Here is a 14,727-nt window from a genome sequence, read left to right as displayed (position 1 = left end):
CCAACCGTCCAACTGTTGGCTTAAAAATCCATATCCTCCCCCATATCTCTACCGCCACGCTCGCGATTGCCATTTCTATCTTTGAAACCACCAAAACGGTAGGTGAAAGCAACTGTACCGATTCTTGTCTCTCGGTTAAACATACGGTTCAAATCAAATCGACTGTCATTGGTGGTGATTCTGAATATCCTAGTATCAAAAATATCGGATACATTCACACTGATAGTTCCTTTTTTATTGAGTACATCACGTTTGATCCCCAAATTGATTCCCCATAATGGTTCGATTTGTCCTTGAGGTAGCACAATCGGTCCTCTATAGTCTCCCTGAATCTGCACAGAAAAGAGATTGGGAATAGACATGGTAGAAAGCATGTTCACCGTCCAGCTAAAGTTGGAATTGTTGAATCCTTCACCCAAGTTTGCTCCAAAGATTTCTGAGTAGAAAAAGTTTCCTGTAAGCGCCACATTCCACCAGTTGGTAAACTCAAACTGATTGACCAATTCAAGACCTGTGCTTCTCCGGATATCGGCATTTTCCCGACTTTGGATGGTGATGTTATTATCCAATAAGGTGATGATTCGGGTCTGTACATCGGTACTGTAGCGATGATAAACCGTAGCATTCAAGAGGTAGCTTTTGAATCCCTTCATGTAGCCGACTTCATAGCTATCGGTAAATTCGGGTTGCAATAATGGGTTACCCACATTAAAGTTTAGCTGATCTCTCAAGCTTAAGATTGGTGAAAGTGCCCAAATACCTGGTCGGGAGATTCTTCGGCTATAATTCACGGAAATTTCTTCTTCGTTCCCCAGTTTGTAAGTGGTGAAAATACTTGGGAAAATGTTGAAATAATCATTCACAAAGCGCTCGCCATTGCTGAAAAGATTTCCCTCAGTCTGTGTATACTCCGCCCGGGCACCGATCTGATAGCCAAACTTATTGATTCTGTTTCGGTACATAAAGTAAGAGGCATATACATTTTCATTGAATGAGAAAGTGTCACTCAGCGAGTCAATCTGTGTAGGTTGGAAATTATTACCCAAATCTCCCTGTGAAAAAGCAGTTCCTCGCTCCCAATATCCGAAGGTTCCTTTCAATCCAGTTTCAAACTTTCCATTTTGGCCCACTTTCTTTTCATAATCCAATTGTAGGATGGCTAAGCGGCTCTCTCTAGTCATATCATCCAACTGATTAAGCCCATTTGCTGGAATCATTTCGTTGAGCGAGTTAAAAAAAGTCTGATCTGTACCTGTAAACTGTGTTCTGCTGTCCCAAGCGATAGAAGCAGAAGAGTACAAGCGCTGTCCCAAGCTGTCAATGTTCCAGGTATAGTTCAAACCTGTTTCAAAATTTCTGCCACGCTGCTCCTGTGCTCTATCTCGTACAAAAATAGAATCAATAGCTGAAAACTGATTTAAACTTCGCTGATTGGTTTCTTCAGTTTCGGTACCGTCACTTAGATTACCTTGTGCATAAAAACCCAAAACCATGTTATCCCGCATGTTGTAATCAAAACCGGTACGCATGAAGGCACTTCTTCTTCTGGATAATTCAAAGTCATCCTGATCTAAAAACCTGGACACTCCTGGGATAAAGTTTTCTCGGAATCCTTCTGCTTCTCTGAAAAGTAAACGGTCTTGGGCATTCAAAGAGAAGAAGTAATTAATTTTTTCAGTAGCATAGTTTAAGTTTGTCCCCACTTGATACTTATCTCGGGTACCTACAGAAGCATTCACTTGTCCATTAAATCCTAAATTTTGATTTTGCTTCAGGATGATATTGATGATACCCCCTACCCCGGCAGCATCGTATCTGGAAGAGGGATTGGTAATCAATTCTACTGATTTGATACTATTTGCAGGGAATTGTGCTAAGATACTTTCCATGTCCCCACCTCCTAAATTCGATGGTCGCCCATTGATGAATATCATCACCTCACCGCTGCCTCGCATAGAAATACCCCCTTGTTCATCTACCTGAATGGATGGGAGGGTACTGAGTAGTTCTGCCGCTGTAGCTCCTTCGGCTACAATACTATTTTCCACATTGTAAGTTCGCTTATCAATGTCACTTTCAAAAATAGATGCTACTCCCTCTACCACAACTTCGCTCAAATCTGTAGCTGCGGGCCTTACCCGAATGTTTCCTAAGTTGTATGGATTACGATCTCCAATCTCGAATTTTCTAAAATAGTTTTGATAACCAATGAAATTAACACGTAACAAATACGGACCCTGAGGAAGTTCTAATGAAAAGGTACCGTCAAGCTCACTCACAGCTCCCTTTACAAGACTTGAGTCTTGTGGGGAAAGAATGGCCACATTTGCAAACTCTAATACTTCTGAAGTTTCGGCATTGATGACCCTACCTTTGACAGTCACATCTTGGGCGAGGGTTTGAAAAGTAAAAAGAATAGAAAGTAAGAGACAGCTAACTGTCATGTAAAGAGATTTCATAATTGTTGGTTTAGTTTTTGGCGCAGCGTTTAAATATTCTATGTTAAAAGAAAATCAACATACATGTACTGGTCTGAAATACAATAATTTAATTGTGACGCCACTCTATTAAACGATTCCTAAAGCCTTATGTTTTAAAAATCTCTGTATATACATCAATAGTAATTTTTCAGTCTAAACTGCCTTAAAATTTTGTGAGCGGTCTGAAACTATCTGGCGTTTTTGTGGGTAAATGTGAATGAATATTTTGTTATTTACAGTTAATTATGGCTGATATGAAAATAAGTGTTGTTTTTTGCCTAGTGTATCTATGGTCTTTGTTCTTTTCTGCAGAAGCTTATACTCAAGTGGAAGGGAATTCTCACTTTTGGGAAGAAATTCAACAAGTAAAAACTGAATCGGAGCGCTTTCAGATTTTTAAAAGAGCGCTAACAGATCAGCGGGAAGAAGTGCAAAAGCTTTCCTCAGAAGAGCAGATTAAAGTTTATCGAGAAGGTATTGTCACTGCTAGAGCCTTAGATTCTTTGGAGCTAGCAAGCCGTTGGACAATTGATTTGTTTAATTTTTTTGAAAATAGGCAATATGATTACGAACAGGCCTTAGACCTGATGCTTGATTCAAAAGATTTGGCAGAACGTGTTCCTTCAACCCGACTTGGTGGGAATCTTTATTTGAAATTAGCAGCTGCCTATTACAATTTAGGAAGATTTGACGATGCTATTAATTTTTACACAAAAGCGGAGCAACGCTTTAGCGTACAGGATTCTATTTTCGTTGCCGATGCGATTTTTTTCAGGGCGCAGGCCAAGGATTATAAGGGTATGTTTTTGGCATCATTGAAGGATTATGAATTGGCTAGAATCTATTATGAACAATTGAATGACCCTGAATTTGTAGACTATGTGTTAAATGGGATCTCTATTTTATTTTCAAAATATGGTTTGCGAGAGGAAGCTGAGAAAATCCGCCTCCAATTACTGGAAAGAACAAACAAAGAAACGCATCCACGGGAATGGGCGGTTTTGATGTATAATCGAAGTAATGATTTTAGAAAAGGTGGAGACTACCAAAAGCATTTGGAGATTCTGCGAGAGGTCGAGGAAATCTTACCAGATACCTTTGATGATCCTTCTTTTCAATCTTTGATTTATTTCCAATTTGCAAATTACTATGCGGCCAAAAAAGACTTCGAAAACTATGATAAGTATTTTAAACTAGGGGAGTCTTTACAAGTAGAAAATAATATTCAAAGTGCCTTTGCAGATATGAGTATTTCCAAGGCTAGATTGGTAGGGGCAATAGAACGTGGTCAGCGGGAGCGCTCGCTTCGATTGGCTGAACAGTTTTTGGAATTGATTTACCAAACCGATAATTATGATTATCGCTTGGATGGCTTGGAGCTGTATGCCCAAGCACTGAAGCTTAATGATAAACCTGTGCAAGCATTGAAGGCCTTCGAAGATTATCACGCTTTCAAAGATTCGGTCTTCGCTGTCAATCAAGCAAACTCTTTTGCATACTACCAAACTATCTATGAAACAGAACGGAAGGAGAGAGAATTGCTGAATAAAGCTATTGAAATAGATACCATCACCCGGGAGAATGCTAACAAAATCCGCTTATTAGTGATTGTTGCTTCTCTACTTATTGTAGCGTTTTTTCTATTGTATTTGGTGAATCGATTGAGTAATTTGAAAAAGACCCAACAGATGCAGGCTCAATTTGCGCAGGACCTTTTGCTCTCTCAGGAAGAGGAGCGAAAAAGAATTTCTAAAGATCTACACGATGGATTGGGACAAAGTTTGCTATTGATTAAAAATAAGGTTGCCTTGGAATCGGATAGCTCTACTTCGAATTTGTTGGGTTCTGCAATTGAAGAATTAAGGGGCATTTCACGGTCTCTACATCCCTTTCAATTGGAAGAGCTAGGTTTGACCAAGGCCATTGGGTATTTGATTGATCAGATAGATGAGAGTCAGGATATTTTTATTGATGCCAATTTGGAGGACGTGGATGATTGCTTTCAGCGAGAATCGAGTTTGCACGTCTATCGCATTGTTCAGGAAGTTTTTAATAATATTTTAAAACATTCTCAAGCAGAAGGCGTTCGTTTTAACTTGAAGAAGCAGGCGGAGGCAGTTGTTTTGAGCATAGAAGATAATGGGGTCGGGTTTGATTTTTCAGAGAAATACAATGATTTCAAAAGTTTGGGGCTTAAAACTCTAAAAGAGCGTACAGCAGCTGTTTCAGGTTCCTTGAAAGTGGAGTCAGAAAAGGGAAAAGGAACCAAGTTTACATTTCAATTTCCATGCACATGAGCAAAACCGTCATAGTAGCAGATGATCATCCATTATTACGAAAGGGAGTTGCTTCTTTTTTGGAAGAATATGGATTTATCTTGAAAGGAGAGGCTGCCAATGGAAATGAAGCTCTTGATCTGATCAAAAAATATCAGCCTGATTTGGCAATTGTCGATTTGGAAATGCCATATATGACTGGTTTAGAAGTAGCTAAACAGGTCAAAAAACTAGGCATACCTACTAAAATGATCATTCTGACATTACATAAGGAGCTGTATTTGGTAAAGGATGCTGATAATTTAAACTTATCAGGCTATCTTCTTAAAGAATTCGCCATCGAAGAAATGAAGCGCTGTTTGGATAAGGTGATTGAAGGAGGACAGTATTTTTCAGAAAATTTATTTCCAAAGAATGAGGACGGCCTACTTGCGGTAACAGATGCTAAGATTACGCCCTCAGAAAAAAAGATTTTACGCTTGATTGCAGAGGGATTGGAAACACGGGAAATCGCCGAGAAATTATTTATTTCCGACCGAACAGTAGAGAAACATCGCAGCAATATCATCCAAAAATTGCAATTAGATAAAAAACAAAATACCCTTTTAATCTGGGCTCAAAAAAATAAAGGCATCATTTTTTGATATACGAATGAGGAAAACCTGCATACAAAAATACGTGGTAGTACGTATTGATGAGAGTCCTAGTGTGTTGTAATTTTGGAATAAATAAACACTAGGGACTATGCAGATCACGACTACTTTTGGGACATTTAAGATTATTCAATTGGTTTCTGATAAAGATGAACTATTGATTGTATCAAAATGGGCTTCTTTGGTACACTTGTTCGAGAGCAAGCGAGTTTTCCGACTCAATCAAGATGATCCCAGTTTTGGGGTGTATCTTTGCAAACAAGAGTGTGCAGAAATCTTAACCCAACTGATTAAGAGCTTGGATTACAGGGATTGGGATCAACTCAATTCCGTCCCAAAGGATCGATATTTTTCTGTTAGTAACTTAGCATAAGGGTGATTAAGCAATTAATTGGCGGGGTTTTACTCCGCCAATTTTTTTAAGGTATGTTGAATTAAATTATCTACGATTTCATACGAGTTAGGAGCAAATTCTTGCGTTACTCGGTTAGCCACGATAGCATTCAAACTCAAGACTTCGTGTCCCAATAATCTTCCCATCGCGTAATATCCTGCCGTTTCCATTTCAAAGTTGGTCATCTGAAATCCATCCACATTAATTGCTCCTAACTTCTCAATGATGTCAGGAATGGCAGGCTTCAGGCGAACTTCCCGGCCTTGTGGACCAAAGAAGCCAGGGCAGGTGGCTGTATTGCCAATAATCATTCCCTCACCCAATTTTTCCAATAATCTTCCAGAACCTTGTATACAGTAGGGTAGGAAACTGATGTTAAGGGATTCTTGGATTGCTTTTCCAACTTTCTCCTCCAATTCTGTGTAATGGGTGGTATAAAATGTCATTAACGTATCCAGTCCAACGCCATAAGCCGATGCCAACATGGAGCCAGCTGGGATTTCCTGGCGCATGCTGCCCGAAGTACCGATTCGGATGATGTCCAGAGATGTATGCGTCTGTTTGGGTAGTCGAGTTTCCAAGTCCACATTGACCAAGGCATCCAATTCGGTCATAAAAATCTCGATATTATCCGTCCCCATCCCAGTGCTGATTACCGTGATGCGCTTCCCTTGATAATAACCGGTATGTGTTACAAATTCCCGCTTAGCTATTTCAAACTCTATGGAGTCAAAATACTTGGAAATTTTGGCTACCCGCTCAGGATCGCCTACGGCAATAACAGTTGAAGCCAGGTGCTCTGGCTTCAAGTTGAGATGATAAATACTCCCATCGGGATTAATGATCAATTCAGACTCTGGAATTCGTTTACTCATGAATCAAATTTTTGATTGTTTCTTTAGTTGGCTTCCTGAATAAGCCTTTGTAGGGATTGTACCCATTCGTATTTTTTTGATAGTAGCCAGTACCGTCGTAAGGTCTCTTTTCGGGATGCTCCTGACAGGATGTGCTGCATGCACCTTCCAGTTCCCAACCACATTTTTCGCAGATTGGTAAGTGTGCATTACAACTTGGGTTGGCACAGTTGACCATGCGGTCACAATTGGTGCCACAAACATGGCAAGTAGATACTACTGTAGGGTTTATCTTGTTGATATCTACAGCAATCCTATTGTCAAACACATAGCATTTGCCTTCGAAATCTTCACCTCCTGCTTCCATGCCGTACTTGATGATGCCTCCATGTAGTTGGTACACATCTTCAAAGCCCTGTTCTAATAGAAATGCAGAAGCTTTTTCACACTTAATACCTCCTGTGCAATAAGTCAATACTTTCTTGCCTTTCAAATGCTCCAATTCCTTCACTTTTTCAGGGAAATCACGGAAGTTGTCGATATCCAAGCGTACAGCATTTTTGAAATGTCCCAACTCATGCTCGTAATTGGATCGCACGTCCAAAATCACTACATCCTCCTGATCTTTCAATGCTTTGAACTCCAATGGCTCAAGGTGCTTGCCAGTTTTCACATTCGGGTCAAGGTGTCTGAGGGAGCTGTGAACGATCTCTGGCTTGACGCGAACATGGATTTTTGTAAAGGCATGTTTGTCATGGGCTTCGATCTTGAACTCTGTTTTTGCAAAGCGAGGATCTGCATGAATGTAAGCCATGTACTTTTCACAGTCTTCTTTCAGGCCTGATACGGTACCGTTGAGGCCTTCCGGAGAGATGATAATTCTGCCTCGGATGTTGTTTTCAATGCAGAACAAGTGATGTTCTTCTCTGTATGCATCACAATCTTCGATCGGTGCATAGCAGTAATAGAGTAGGATACTGTAGTTGTTGTTTTCCATAACGTCAGCCCTGTTTCGGCAGGGTGTTAGGTGTATTAATTGATTAAGAATTATTTCTTGATAGGAACAGCGGGGTTCCCAAATACGGTTTCGTTGTCTTTCACATCAGAGATTACCACAGACCCTGCGCCGATTCGAGCATTTTTTCCGATGGTCAATCCAGCTACAATGGTCACGCCACTTCCAACAAAGGCACCTTCTTTTAAAGTGACTCCAGCATTGACAATCGAACCTGCACCCACTTGGACAAAATCTTCCACTTGGCAAGTATGATCAATGATCGCACCGGTATGGAAAATGCAATGACTTCCCACAGTACTTCCAGCGCCAATATTCACTTGGGCATTGACAAAGTTGCCATGGCCGATGCTGGCATCTGTAGAGACATAGGCACGCTCATGAATGGCATTGATCGGCTGCACCTTGCGACGTTCATTCAATAGTTTGACCAAAAATTGTCGGTACTTATTATCATCTACCGCGACAAATGCCTCGCATTTTTTACCGATTAACTTCAAAAAACCATCATCTTCGGGGTGACCCAATACAGGCACTACGTTGATTTCTGTGCCGTGAAGGCTTGCCTCTTCCTCCAAAAAGCCATAGACGATGACTTTATTACTATTGAAGATTTCCAATGCGGGATGAGCAATTCCTTTGGCTCCGAAAATTATTACTGGTTTTTCCATGTTTGCGTAAATCGACTCGCAAAATTAGGTCAATCCCATCTCTTAACCAAATTTCCTTTCTTTTCAGGCTTGCCCATTTTTTGAGGTTTGATGATGTTTTGCCCGATCTTACACTCGAGGCATTTCTTTTGGGAACAGTAGTTGTGGAAAAGCCCCAACATTCCCTGTGAGTCAAATGCATGCTGTACGGGCAAGTTTACCGCCGTGAATTTCCGAAGGATGTAATTGTTTTCGGCGGGGATAGTCTGCAAAAAATCGATGCATTTTTCTTTCCATTCGGGTTCTTGCATGTATTTCCCATAGCTGTACCAGAGAGGAACCACAAAATTGATGGCTAAGTGATAGAGACTTGCTTGGCTGAGTCCTTTGGAGGTGGTTTTTTCAGCTTTTTTACCTAAGCGGTAATGCTCTTGCCAATAGGTAGGAAGCGCAATAGCAAAAATCTTTTTGAAGTTTTGAAAGGTATCCAAGTCATGTAGAACCGCTGAAAAAAGGTTGGGATTTTGCTTCAATACTTGCACCAATTGAGCGAGTCGGATACTTGGGAAATTGCTTGGCCGAACACCCATCATTTTCCATTCCTGAGCGTGACAGGCAAACTTTAGACCGAATTTTTGTTGTTGAAAAAGGAATTCTTGTTGCAAATCTTTGGTATATGTATCTGATGCCTCGTCTTCCAAAAAACCCGCCTGCCCAAACAGAATTGCCTCCAAACTTTTTTGTTGAAAGCTTAAGCGCTGTAAAATCTTATAGGGTACAGCACTCGCTACTTTACCCATGGGAACTGCATTGGTTTTGAAGCCAAAGCATTGAAATAGCCAACGATAGGTAGTTTCCTCCCAATCATTGTTGGTTTGGGCTAGAATATCCAAAATCTGGATGGACTTTTTTTCCAATCGTTCGACCAAGGATTTTTCAATCATGGAAAATTTGAGGATATCCGGGATTTCTGGGAGTTCATCTGCACAAAGCAGTTCCGAAGACTTGGTGATCAGCTGCTCGTAATTTCTCAGCACATCTAAAAATATCCTTCCCTTCAGTTCCAAGGTGGGGATGAGCGTCTGATCTTGGCGCTGAATGTCTTTGTCATGTTCCCAGACTACATGCAAGATGACAGAATTGTAGCGGGAGTCACCTTGATGTTCGTGTTGATTCCATTCGGAAGCATATTTGTGGATTTCCACGTGTCCATGATACTCTAGTTTGCCGATCTTGATATGAGCTTCCAGAAAATCAGGGCCTTCATGAAAATTATGGTAGCCGATTTTTTTGATTTCTATCCGCTCTCCTGTGACAGTCTCTAAACTGTTTTTGTCGAAGTACTGATACTTCCAAATGGTTTGTAAAAAATCCTCGTTGAAGTTGGCCATGGCTTTAGGGGTTATCTGATGATCAGGTTCAGCTTCGACCTAACTTTTCCAAAGTTCTAAACTTTGGAAAAGTTTCCCTTGATACCCGAGCATCCGTTGTTGATACCTAAAAATAACCAAGCCCTCAAAAATAAAGAAGCCTTTGGAAGTGCATACCCCTCCAAAGGCCCAACTTAAGTACTTAATTTCATCAGAGGTATTGATCCAGCAGTTTTTTCATATCTTCCTGTAACTTTTGGGCTTCCATTCGGGCTGTTTTCGCAAAGTTTTCAGAGCTGTCTGCATAGATGATTCCTCTTGAGCTATTGACCAAAAGGCCGCATTGCCTGTTCATGCCATACTTCGCTACTTCCTCCAAACTGCCACCTTGAGCTCCCACTCCAGGAACCAAAAAGAAGTGGTCGGGAGCCAAACTTCTTACCTCTGCGATTTTTTCTCCTCGGGTAGCGCCTACCACATACATCAAGTTGTCAGGGGTACCCCATGTTTGGCTTTTTTCCAATACATGCTGAAAATAAGGTCTGCCATCTGATGATTTCAATGTCTGAAAATCTTGACTACCTTGATTGGATGTCAAGGCTAGTAGAATCACCCATTTGCCTTCAAACTCTAAAAATGGACTCACACTATCTACACCCATGTATGGTGCAACGGTAATCGAATCAAAATCCATGGTATCAAAGAATGCGCGGGCATACAGTGCAGAGGTATTACCGATGTCTCCCCGCTTGGCATCTGCTACAGTAAAGATATTTTTTGGGATATATTCCAGTGTTTTTTGTAAGGACTCCCAACCTTTGGAGCCCAAAGACTCATAAAATGCGATATTGGGCTTGTATGCTACCGCTACAGCTGCCGTTGCATCAATGATCTGCTTGTTGAACTCAAAAATCGGATCAGCTTCTTTGTGGAGGTGTTGGGGGATTTTATGAATGTCTGTATCTAGCCCAACACATAAGAAGGACTCTTTTTGTTGAATTTGCTGGAAAATTTCTTGGCGAGTCATGGGTTACTGGATTTTGTCAAAAGTAAAATAAATTTCTCGCTGATAAAACGGATTTGTCAGATTTGGCGCAGATTGAAATAATAAAGTGCTCGCAGAAAACGCAGAAAACGCTGAAAAATACTTGATGAAAAGGTTAGTATGTTTACTCTAAACCCCTTATTGACTTTTTGGATTTCGTTTTTTAGTTTAGATTTGCCGAGTTGATTTTGCGCAATAGTAACAGGTAGGCGGTTCCCGAAAGGCTTTTGGACCAGGAGGTTGAGTTGTATGTAATACACTCAATATAGGTGAAACATTAATGAAACTTGAAGAGGCTATAGTTGCCCATGCTAATTGTAAAACAGGAGGTTGAAATGCAAGATTATTATTACATATCCATGCTTTGTGTAATATTGTATTACCTAGGTGATTATCTAAAAAATAAAGAATTGTTTACTGATTTGAAAGTGCTCGTATTGGCAATTTTAAATTTGGCTTTTTTGTTAGTTTTTCTAGATATCCTTTTGTTAAATTCTCAAAGTATTTATGAGCGCTGGTGGTTATTGTTACTGGGAGCTATACCTGGTGTTTATTACCAAATATTAAGGTTTAAAAAGAGCAAGCTTCCATTTTTTCAAAAAGCTATCAAAATAGGAGGTATGTACTTGATAATTATTTTCACGTTAATTAAAGTGTTGTAATTTAAGTATCGACCGAAAGTTTGAGTAAAATTAACTTTGTTATATTTCTCTTGGTGACATCTCTCTAAAATCTCCTTTGTGTCCTAGTGCCTTTGTGGCCCTAAAAAACTGCGTCTTTGCGTCTTAGCGTGAACCCTACCTCAAATCAATTATCTCAATCTTCCCATATTTCTGAGGATTGAAAGTGAAGAAGGTGTCAGGAAGGTCAGCGTTGGTATTGACAGACTTAAACTCATAACGGAATCTTCCACCTTGGTCATCCATTATTTCCCAAGCTTTCAAATCCTTTGTACTTTTCTCAACCCACAATAAAACCCGCTGAAAAGGTGCACTGCTACGTTCTGCTGTCAGTTCGATTTCTTGCAATACAACACCATTTTCTGTTTTCTCACCAACCAAGCGGAAATTGTATCCTTTTTGGTACATGGAGTACACCGAAGAAGGTGTCAATTCATCTTCCAGATCTGAGGCATTGTTGATGGTAACTTCTTTGTAAGTACCCGACTCAATGAAATTCCAAATGGTCTTGCCATTGTTGAAAATTTCTTGCTCCGGAAGCTTCAAGTGGTATTTATCACCTTTGATGGCTATTTCCCCTTTTTGGGACTGTCCTTTGGTGTCCCCACTTTCAAAATAGGTGACTTCAAAGCTTGCTTTCAAACCCTTCAAACTTCTGTATTTTTGGCTCATGCCATCCAATACAGCTTTAGCTTTGGGGTCTTTTTGTGCAATAGCTTCATTGGAAAAAGAGATGCAAGTAAATGCTATAAGTAAGGTGAGTAAGAAACTCTTCATGATTCTTGATTTGGCTGGAACTATCCTTTTATAATCCGCTCAATAACCGTTCCAAACTTGTTTCATCCTGAATCAAAACTTCACGGGCTTTGCTGCCTTCGAAAGGTCCTACTACGCCTGCTGCTTCCAGTTGATCCACAATTCTGCCGGCACGGTTGTAGCCAAGTTTGAGTTTGCGTTGGATCAATGACGTACTTCCTTGCTGGTGCAATACAATCAAGCGGGCCGCATCTTCAAATAGGGGGTCTCTATCTGAAAGATCAATATCCCCTAGGTTTCCTTCTCCTTCCTCACCGACAAATTCCGGCAAGAGGTATGCATCCGGGTACCCTTTTTGCTCTCCAATCCAGTCGCAAATGGCATCTACCTCAGGTGTATCCAAGAAAGCACATTGCAATCGGGTCATTTCTGAGCCAGTAGATAACAGCATATCCCCCATACCTATCAGTTGGTCAGCACCTCCGGCATCCAAGATGGTTCGGCTATCGATTTTGGAAGTCACTCGGAATGATAGACGAGCTGGGAAGTTGGCTTTGATGATACCGGTAATGACATTAACGGATGGTCGCTGGGTAGCCACTACCAAGTGAATACCGATCGCTCGCGCCAATTGTGCCAATCGTGCAATTGGAGCCTCGATTTCTTTGCCTGCGGTCATCATCAAATCTGCTAACTCATCAATTACGAGCACGATATAAGGCATAAATCGGTGTCCTTTTTCAGGATTCAATCGTCTGGCTACAAATTTGGCATTGTATTCTTTCAGATTTCTACAGCCTGCATCTTTCAGCAAATCATAGCGCTGATCCATTTCAATACACAAGGAATTGAGCGTGTAGATTACTTTTTTGGTATCGGTAATAATGGCTTCCTCTGCTCCTGGGAGCTTGGCTAAGAAATGACGCTCAATTTTGTTGAATAAGGTCAATTCCACTTTTTTAGGATCTACCAAGACAAATTTGAGTTGGGATGGGTGCTTTTTGTAGACCAAGGAAGCCAAAATCATATTCAACCCAACGGATTTACCTTGTCCAGTAGCACCCGCCATGAGTAAGTGAGGCATTTTCGCTAAGTCCATAACAAAGACCTCGTTGGAGATGGTCTTGCCTAATGCCACCGGCAGGTCTTTATCACTTTTCATGAATTTTTCGGTACCGATAACTGCTCTCGCAGGTACAAGTTCCCTGTTTTTATTAGGCACTTCTATACCGATAGTACCTTTACCTGGAATAGGGGCAATGATCCGGATTCCCAAGGCAGATAAGCTTAACGCGATGTCGTCTTCCAAATTTTTGATTTTGGAGATTTTTATTCCTGCTTCCGGGACAATTTCATACAAGGTGACAGTAGGACCTATAGTGGCCTTGATTTCCTGAATACCGATTTTAAAATTGATGAGGGTATCTACGATTTTGTTTTTATTATCCTCTAATTCTTCACGGGTAACGGTTACTTTTTGAAAGTCATACTCATTCAATAAGTCCAATGTTGGGTATTTGTAATGAGGAAGGTCAAGTGTAGGATCGTAGGGATCTAAATTCTCAACTTGATCTGCTGTCTTTTCTTCACCTTCTTTGACCGCTACAGAAAAGCGCTGTTCTTCAACAGGTTTAGTAGTTGCTGGTTTTTCCTTTTGAGGAGTGCGGGAATCTTCAATATTCAGTACCAGTTGACCAGTGGATGCAGGAGGGTTGCTTGGGGTGGTTTCTGTTCCTTTGATCACCCACGAACTCCCATCATCGCCTAAGCCATCTTCCTGCTCATTGATATCTTCAAGTTCCGGTAAGTCGTCCTCGTCTTCTTCCAATTCCTCATCAGATTCAAAGGGAGACCTTGCTGGCCTTTTATTCTGTGCTAATGCTTCCTCAGAAGCTTTTTCTTTCGCTTCACCCAAGCTTCCGATTTGTTGGATGTTATAAAACAGGATTAAAAAAATCAATAAACAGCCGATGAATAAGATCAAACTTCCCCAGCCGAGTAGATTGTATAACCAAATTCCACTTTCATGGCCAAAGCCACCACTCCATTCACTCAAAAAAGCTAAGGAAGGATTGAGTGTTGCCATGAATCCCAAAAAGGCACCAACCCACACGAGAAAGAACATGCCAAATATCGTGTATCGGGTAAGTGAATACAGCTGCTGACGGAATACCAATTGAATCCCTGCAAGTAGGAGGAAAGGAGGAATGAAAAAGGCTCCAATGCCAAACCAGCGACGGATAAAGATATCAGAAACTCTGGCACCCAATAATCCAAGCCAATTTTTTGCCTGTTCGGTGGTTTTGATTAAGTCATCATCTACCATTGGACCTAACAAACTTTGGTCTGCTTTACCTGAGAAAAGATGTGCCGTAAATGCAAAAAGCAAGAATATCCCTGTAGAGAGGAAGAATATCCCGAAAGATAGGGGAAGTCTTTTGTCTTGAAAGAGGCTTAAGTTCCACTGTCGCTTCGGTTTGGAAGTGCCTTTGGAAGCATTTTCGGATTTTTTTCTAAAAGTATTTGCCTTAGGTTTATCTGAAGCCATTGGTGC

Annotated in this window: 11 protein-coding genes; 3 read left to right on the top strand and 8 right to left on the bottom strand. The window is 40.8% G+C overall.

Annotated elements, in window-relative coordinates; all coding sequences use genetic code 11:
- Positions 1-20: 20 nt before the first annotated feature.
- Positions 21-2,459, bottom strand: coding sequence for a TonB-dependent receptor domain-containing protein (locus ACXIUD_RS12345; RefSeq protein ID WP_458052954.1), 2,439 nt, complete (start codon positions 2,457-2,459; stop codon positions 21-23).
- A 275-nt stretch (positions 2,460-2,734) separates the two neighbouring features.
- On the opposite strand from ACXIUD_RS12345, the gene ACXIUD_RS12340 reads away from it, so the two are divergent.
- The 3 genes from ACXIUD_RS12340 (at position 2,735) to ACXIUD_RS12330 (ending at position 5,782) form a co-directional block, all read left to right on the top strand.
- Positions 2,735-4,777 (top strand): ATP-binding protein, encoded by a 2,043-nt coding sequence (locus tag ACXIUD_RS12340; protein ID WP_458052953.1) that lies wholly within the window; start codon positions 2,735-2,737, stop codon positions 4,775-4,777.
- Positions 4,774-5,400 carry a response regulator gene (locus ACXIUD_RS12335; RefSeq protein WP_458052952.1) on the top strand — a complete coding sequence of 209 codons (627 nt, stop codon included), beginning with the start codon at positions 4,774-4,776 and terminating at the stop codon, positions 5,398-5,400. Before ACXIUD_RS12340 ends, ACXIUD_RS12335 begins: the two co-directional genes overlap by 4 nt.
- Before the next feature lie 100 nt (positions 5,401-5,500).
- Positions 5,501-5,782 (top strand): hypothetical protein, encoded by a 282-nt coding sequence (locus ACXIUD_RS12330; protein ID WP_458052951.1) that lies wholly within the window; start codon positions 5,501-5,503, stop codon positions 5,780-5,782.
- Positions 5,783-5,811: 29 nt separating this feature from the next.
- On the opposite strand, the gene ACXIUD_RS12325 is transcribed toward ACXIUD_RS12330, so the two are convergent.
- The 7 genes from ACXIUD_RS12325 to ACXIUD_RS12295 form a co-directional block, all read right to left on the bottom strand.
- Positions 5,812-6,678 carry a nucleoside phosphorylase gene (locus tag ACXIUD_RS12325; protein WP_458052950.1) on the bottom strand — a complete coding sequence of 289 codons (867 nt, stop codon included), beginning with the start codon at positions 6,676-6,678 and terminating at the stop codon, positions 5,812-5,814.
- Positions 6,671-7,654, bottom strand: coding sequence for an oxygen-dependent tRNA uridine(34) hydroxylase TrhO (gene trhO, locus ACXIUD_RS12320; RefSeq protein ID WP_458052949.1), 984 nt, complete (start codon positions 7,652-7,654; stop codon positions 6,671-6,673). Before trhO ends, ACXIUD_RS12325 begins: the two co-directional genes overlap by 8 nt.
- Positions 7,655-7,704: 50 nt before the next feature.
- A complete protein-coding gene (locus ACXIUD_RS12315; protein WP_458052948.1) occupies positions 7,705-8,343 on the bottom strand; it encodes an acetyltransferase in 639 nt (212 codons plus the stop codon).
- A 29-nt stretch (positions 8,344-8,372) separates the two neighbouring features.
- Positions 8,373-9,713, bottom strand: a complete 1,341-nt coding sequence (locus ACXIUD_RS12310) for a DUF2851 family protein (RefSeq protein WP_458052947.1) — start codon at positions 9,711-9,713, stop codon at positions 8,373-8,375.
- Positions 9,714-9,903: 190 nt separating this feature from the next.
- On the bottom strand, positions 9,904-10,719 hold the full coding sequence (gene pyrF / locus ACXIUD_RS12305; protein WP_458052946.1) for an orotidine-5'-phosphate decarboxylase: 816 nt from the start codon (positions 10,717-10,719) through the stop codon (positions 9,904-9,906).
- A gap of 815 nt (positions 10,720-11,534) precedes the next feature.
- On the bottom strand, positions 11,535-12,194 hold the full coding sequence (locus ACXIUD_RS12300) for a LolA family protein (protein ID WP_458052945.1): 660 nt from the start codon (positions 12,192-12,194) through the stop codon (positions 11,535-11,537).
- A 28-nt stretch (positions 12,195-12,222) separates the two neighbouring features.
- Positions 12,223-14,721, bottom strand: coding sequence for a DNA translocase FtsK 4TM domain-containing protein (locus ACXIUD_RS12295; RefSeq protein ID WP_458052944.1), 2,499 nt, complete (start codon positions 14,719-14,721; stop codon positions 12,223-12,225).
- Positions 14,722-14,727: the final 6 nt, after the last annotated feature.

It is taken from the genome of Mongoliitalea sp. (genome assembly GCF_054166905.1).
The sequence above is the reverse complement of the archived record's forward strand: the minus strand, read 5'-3'. Positions and strand labels throughout refer to the sequence as shown.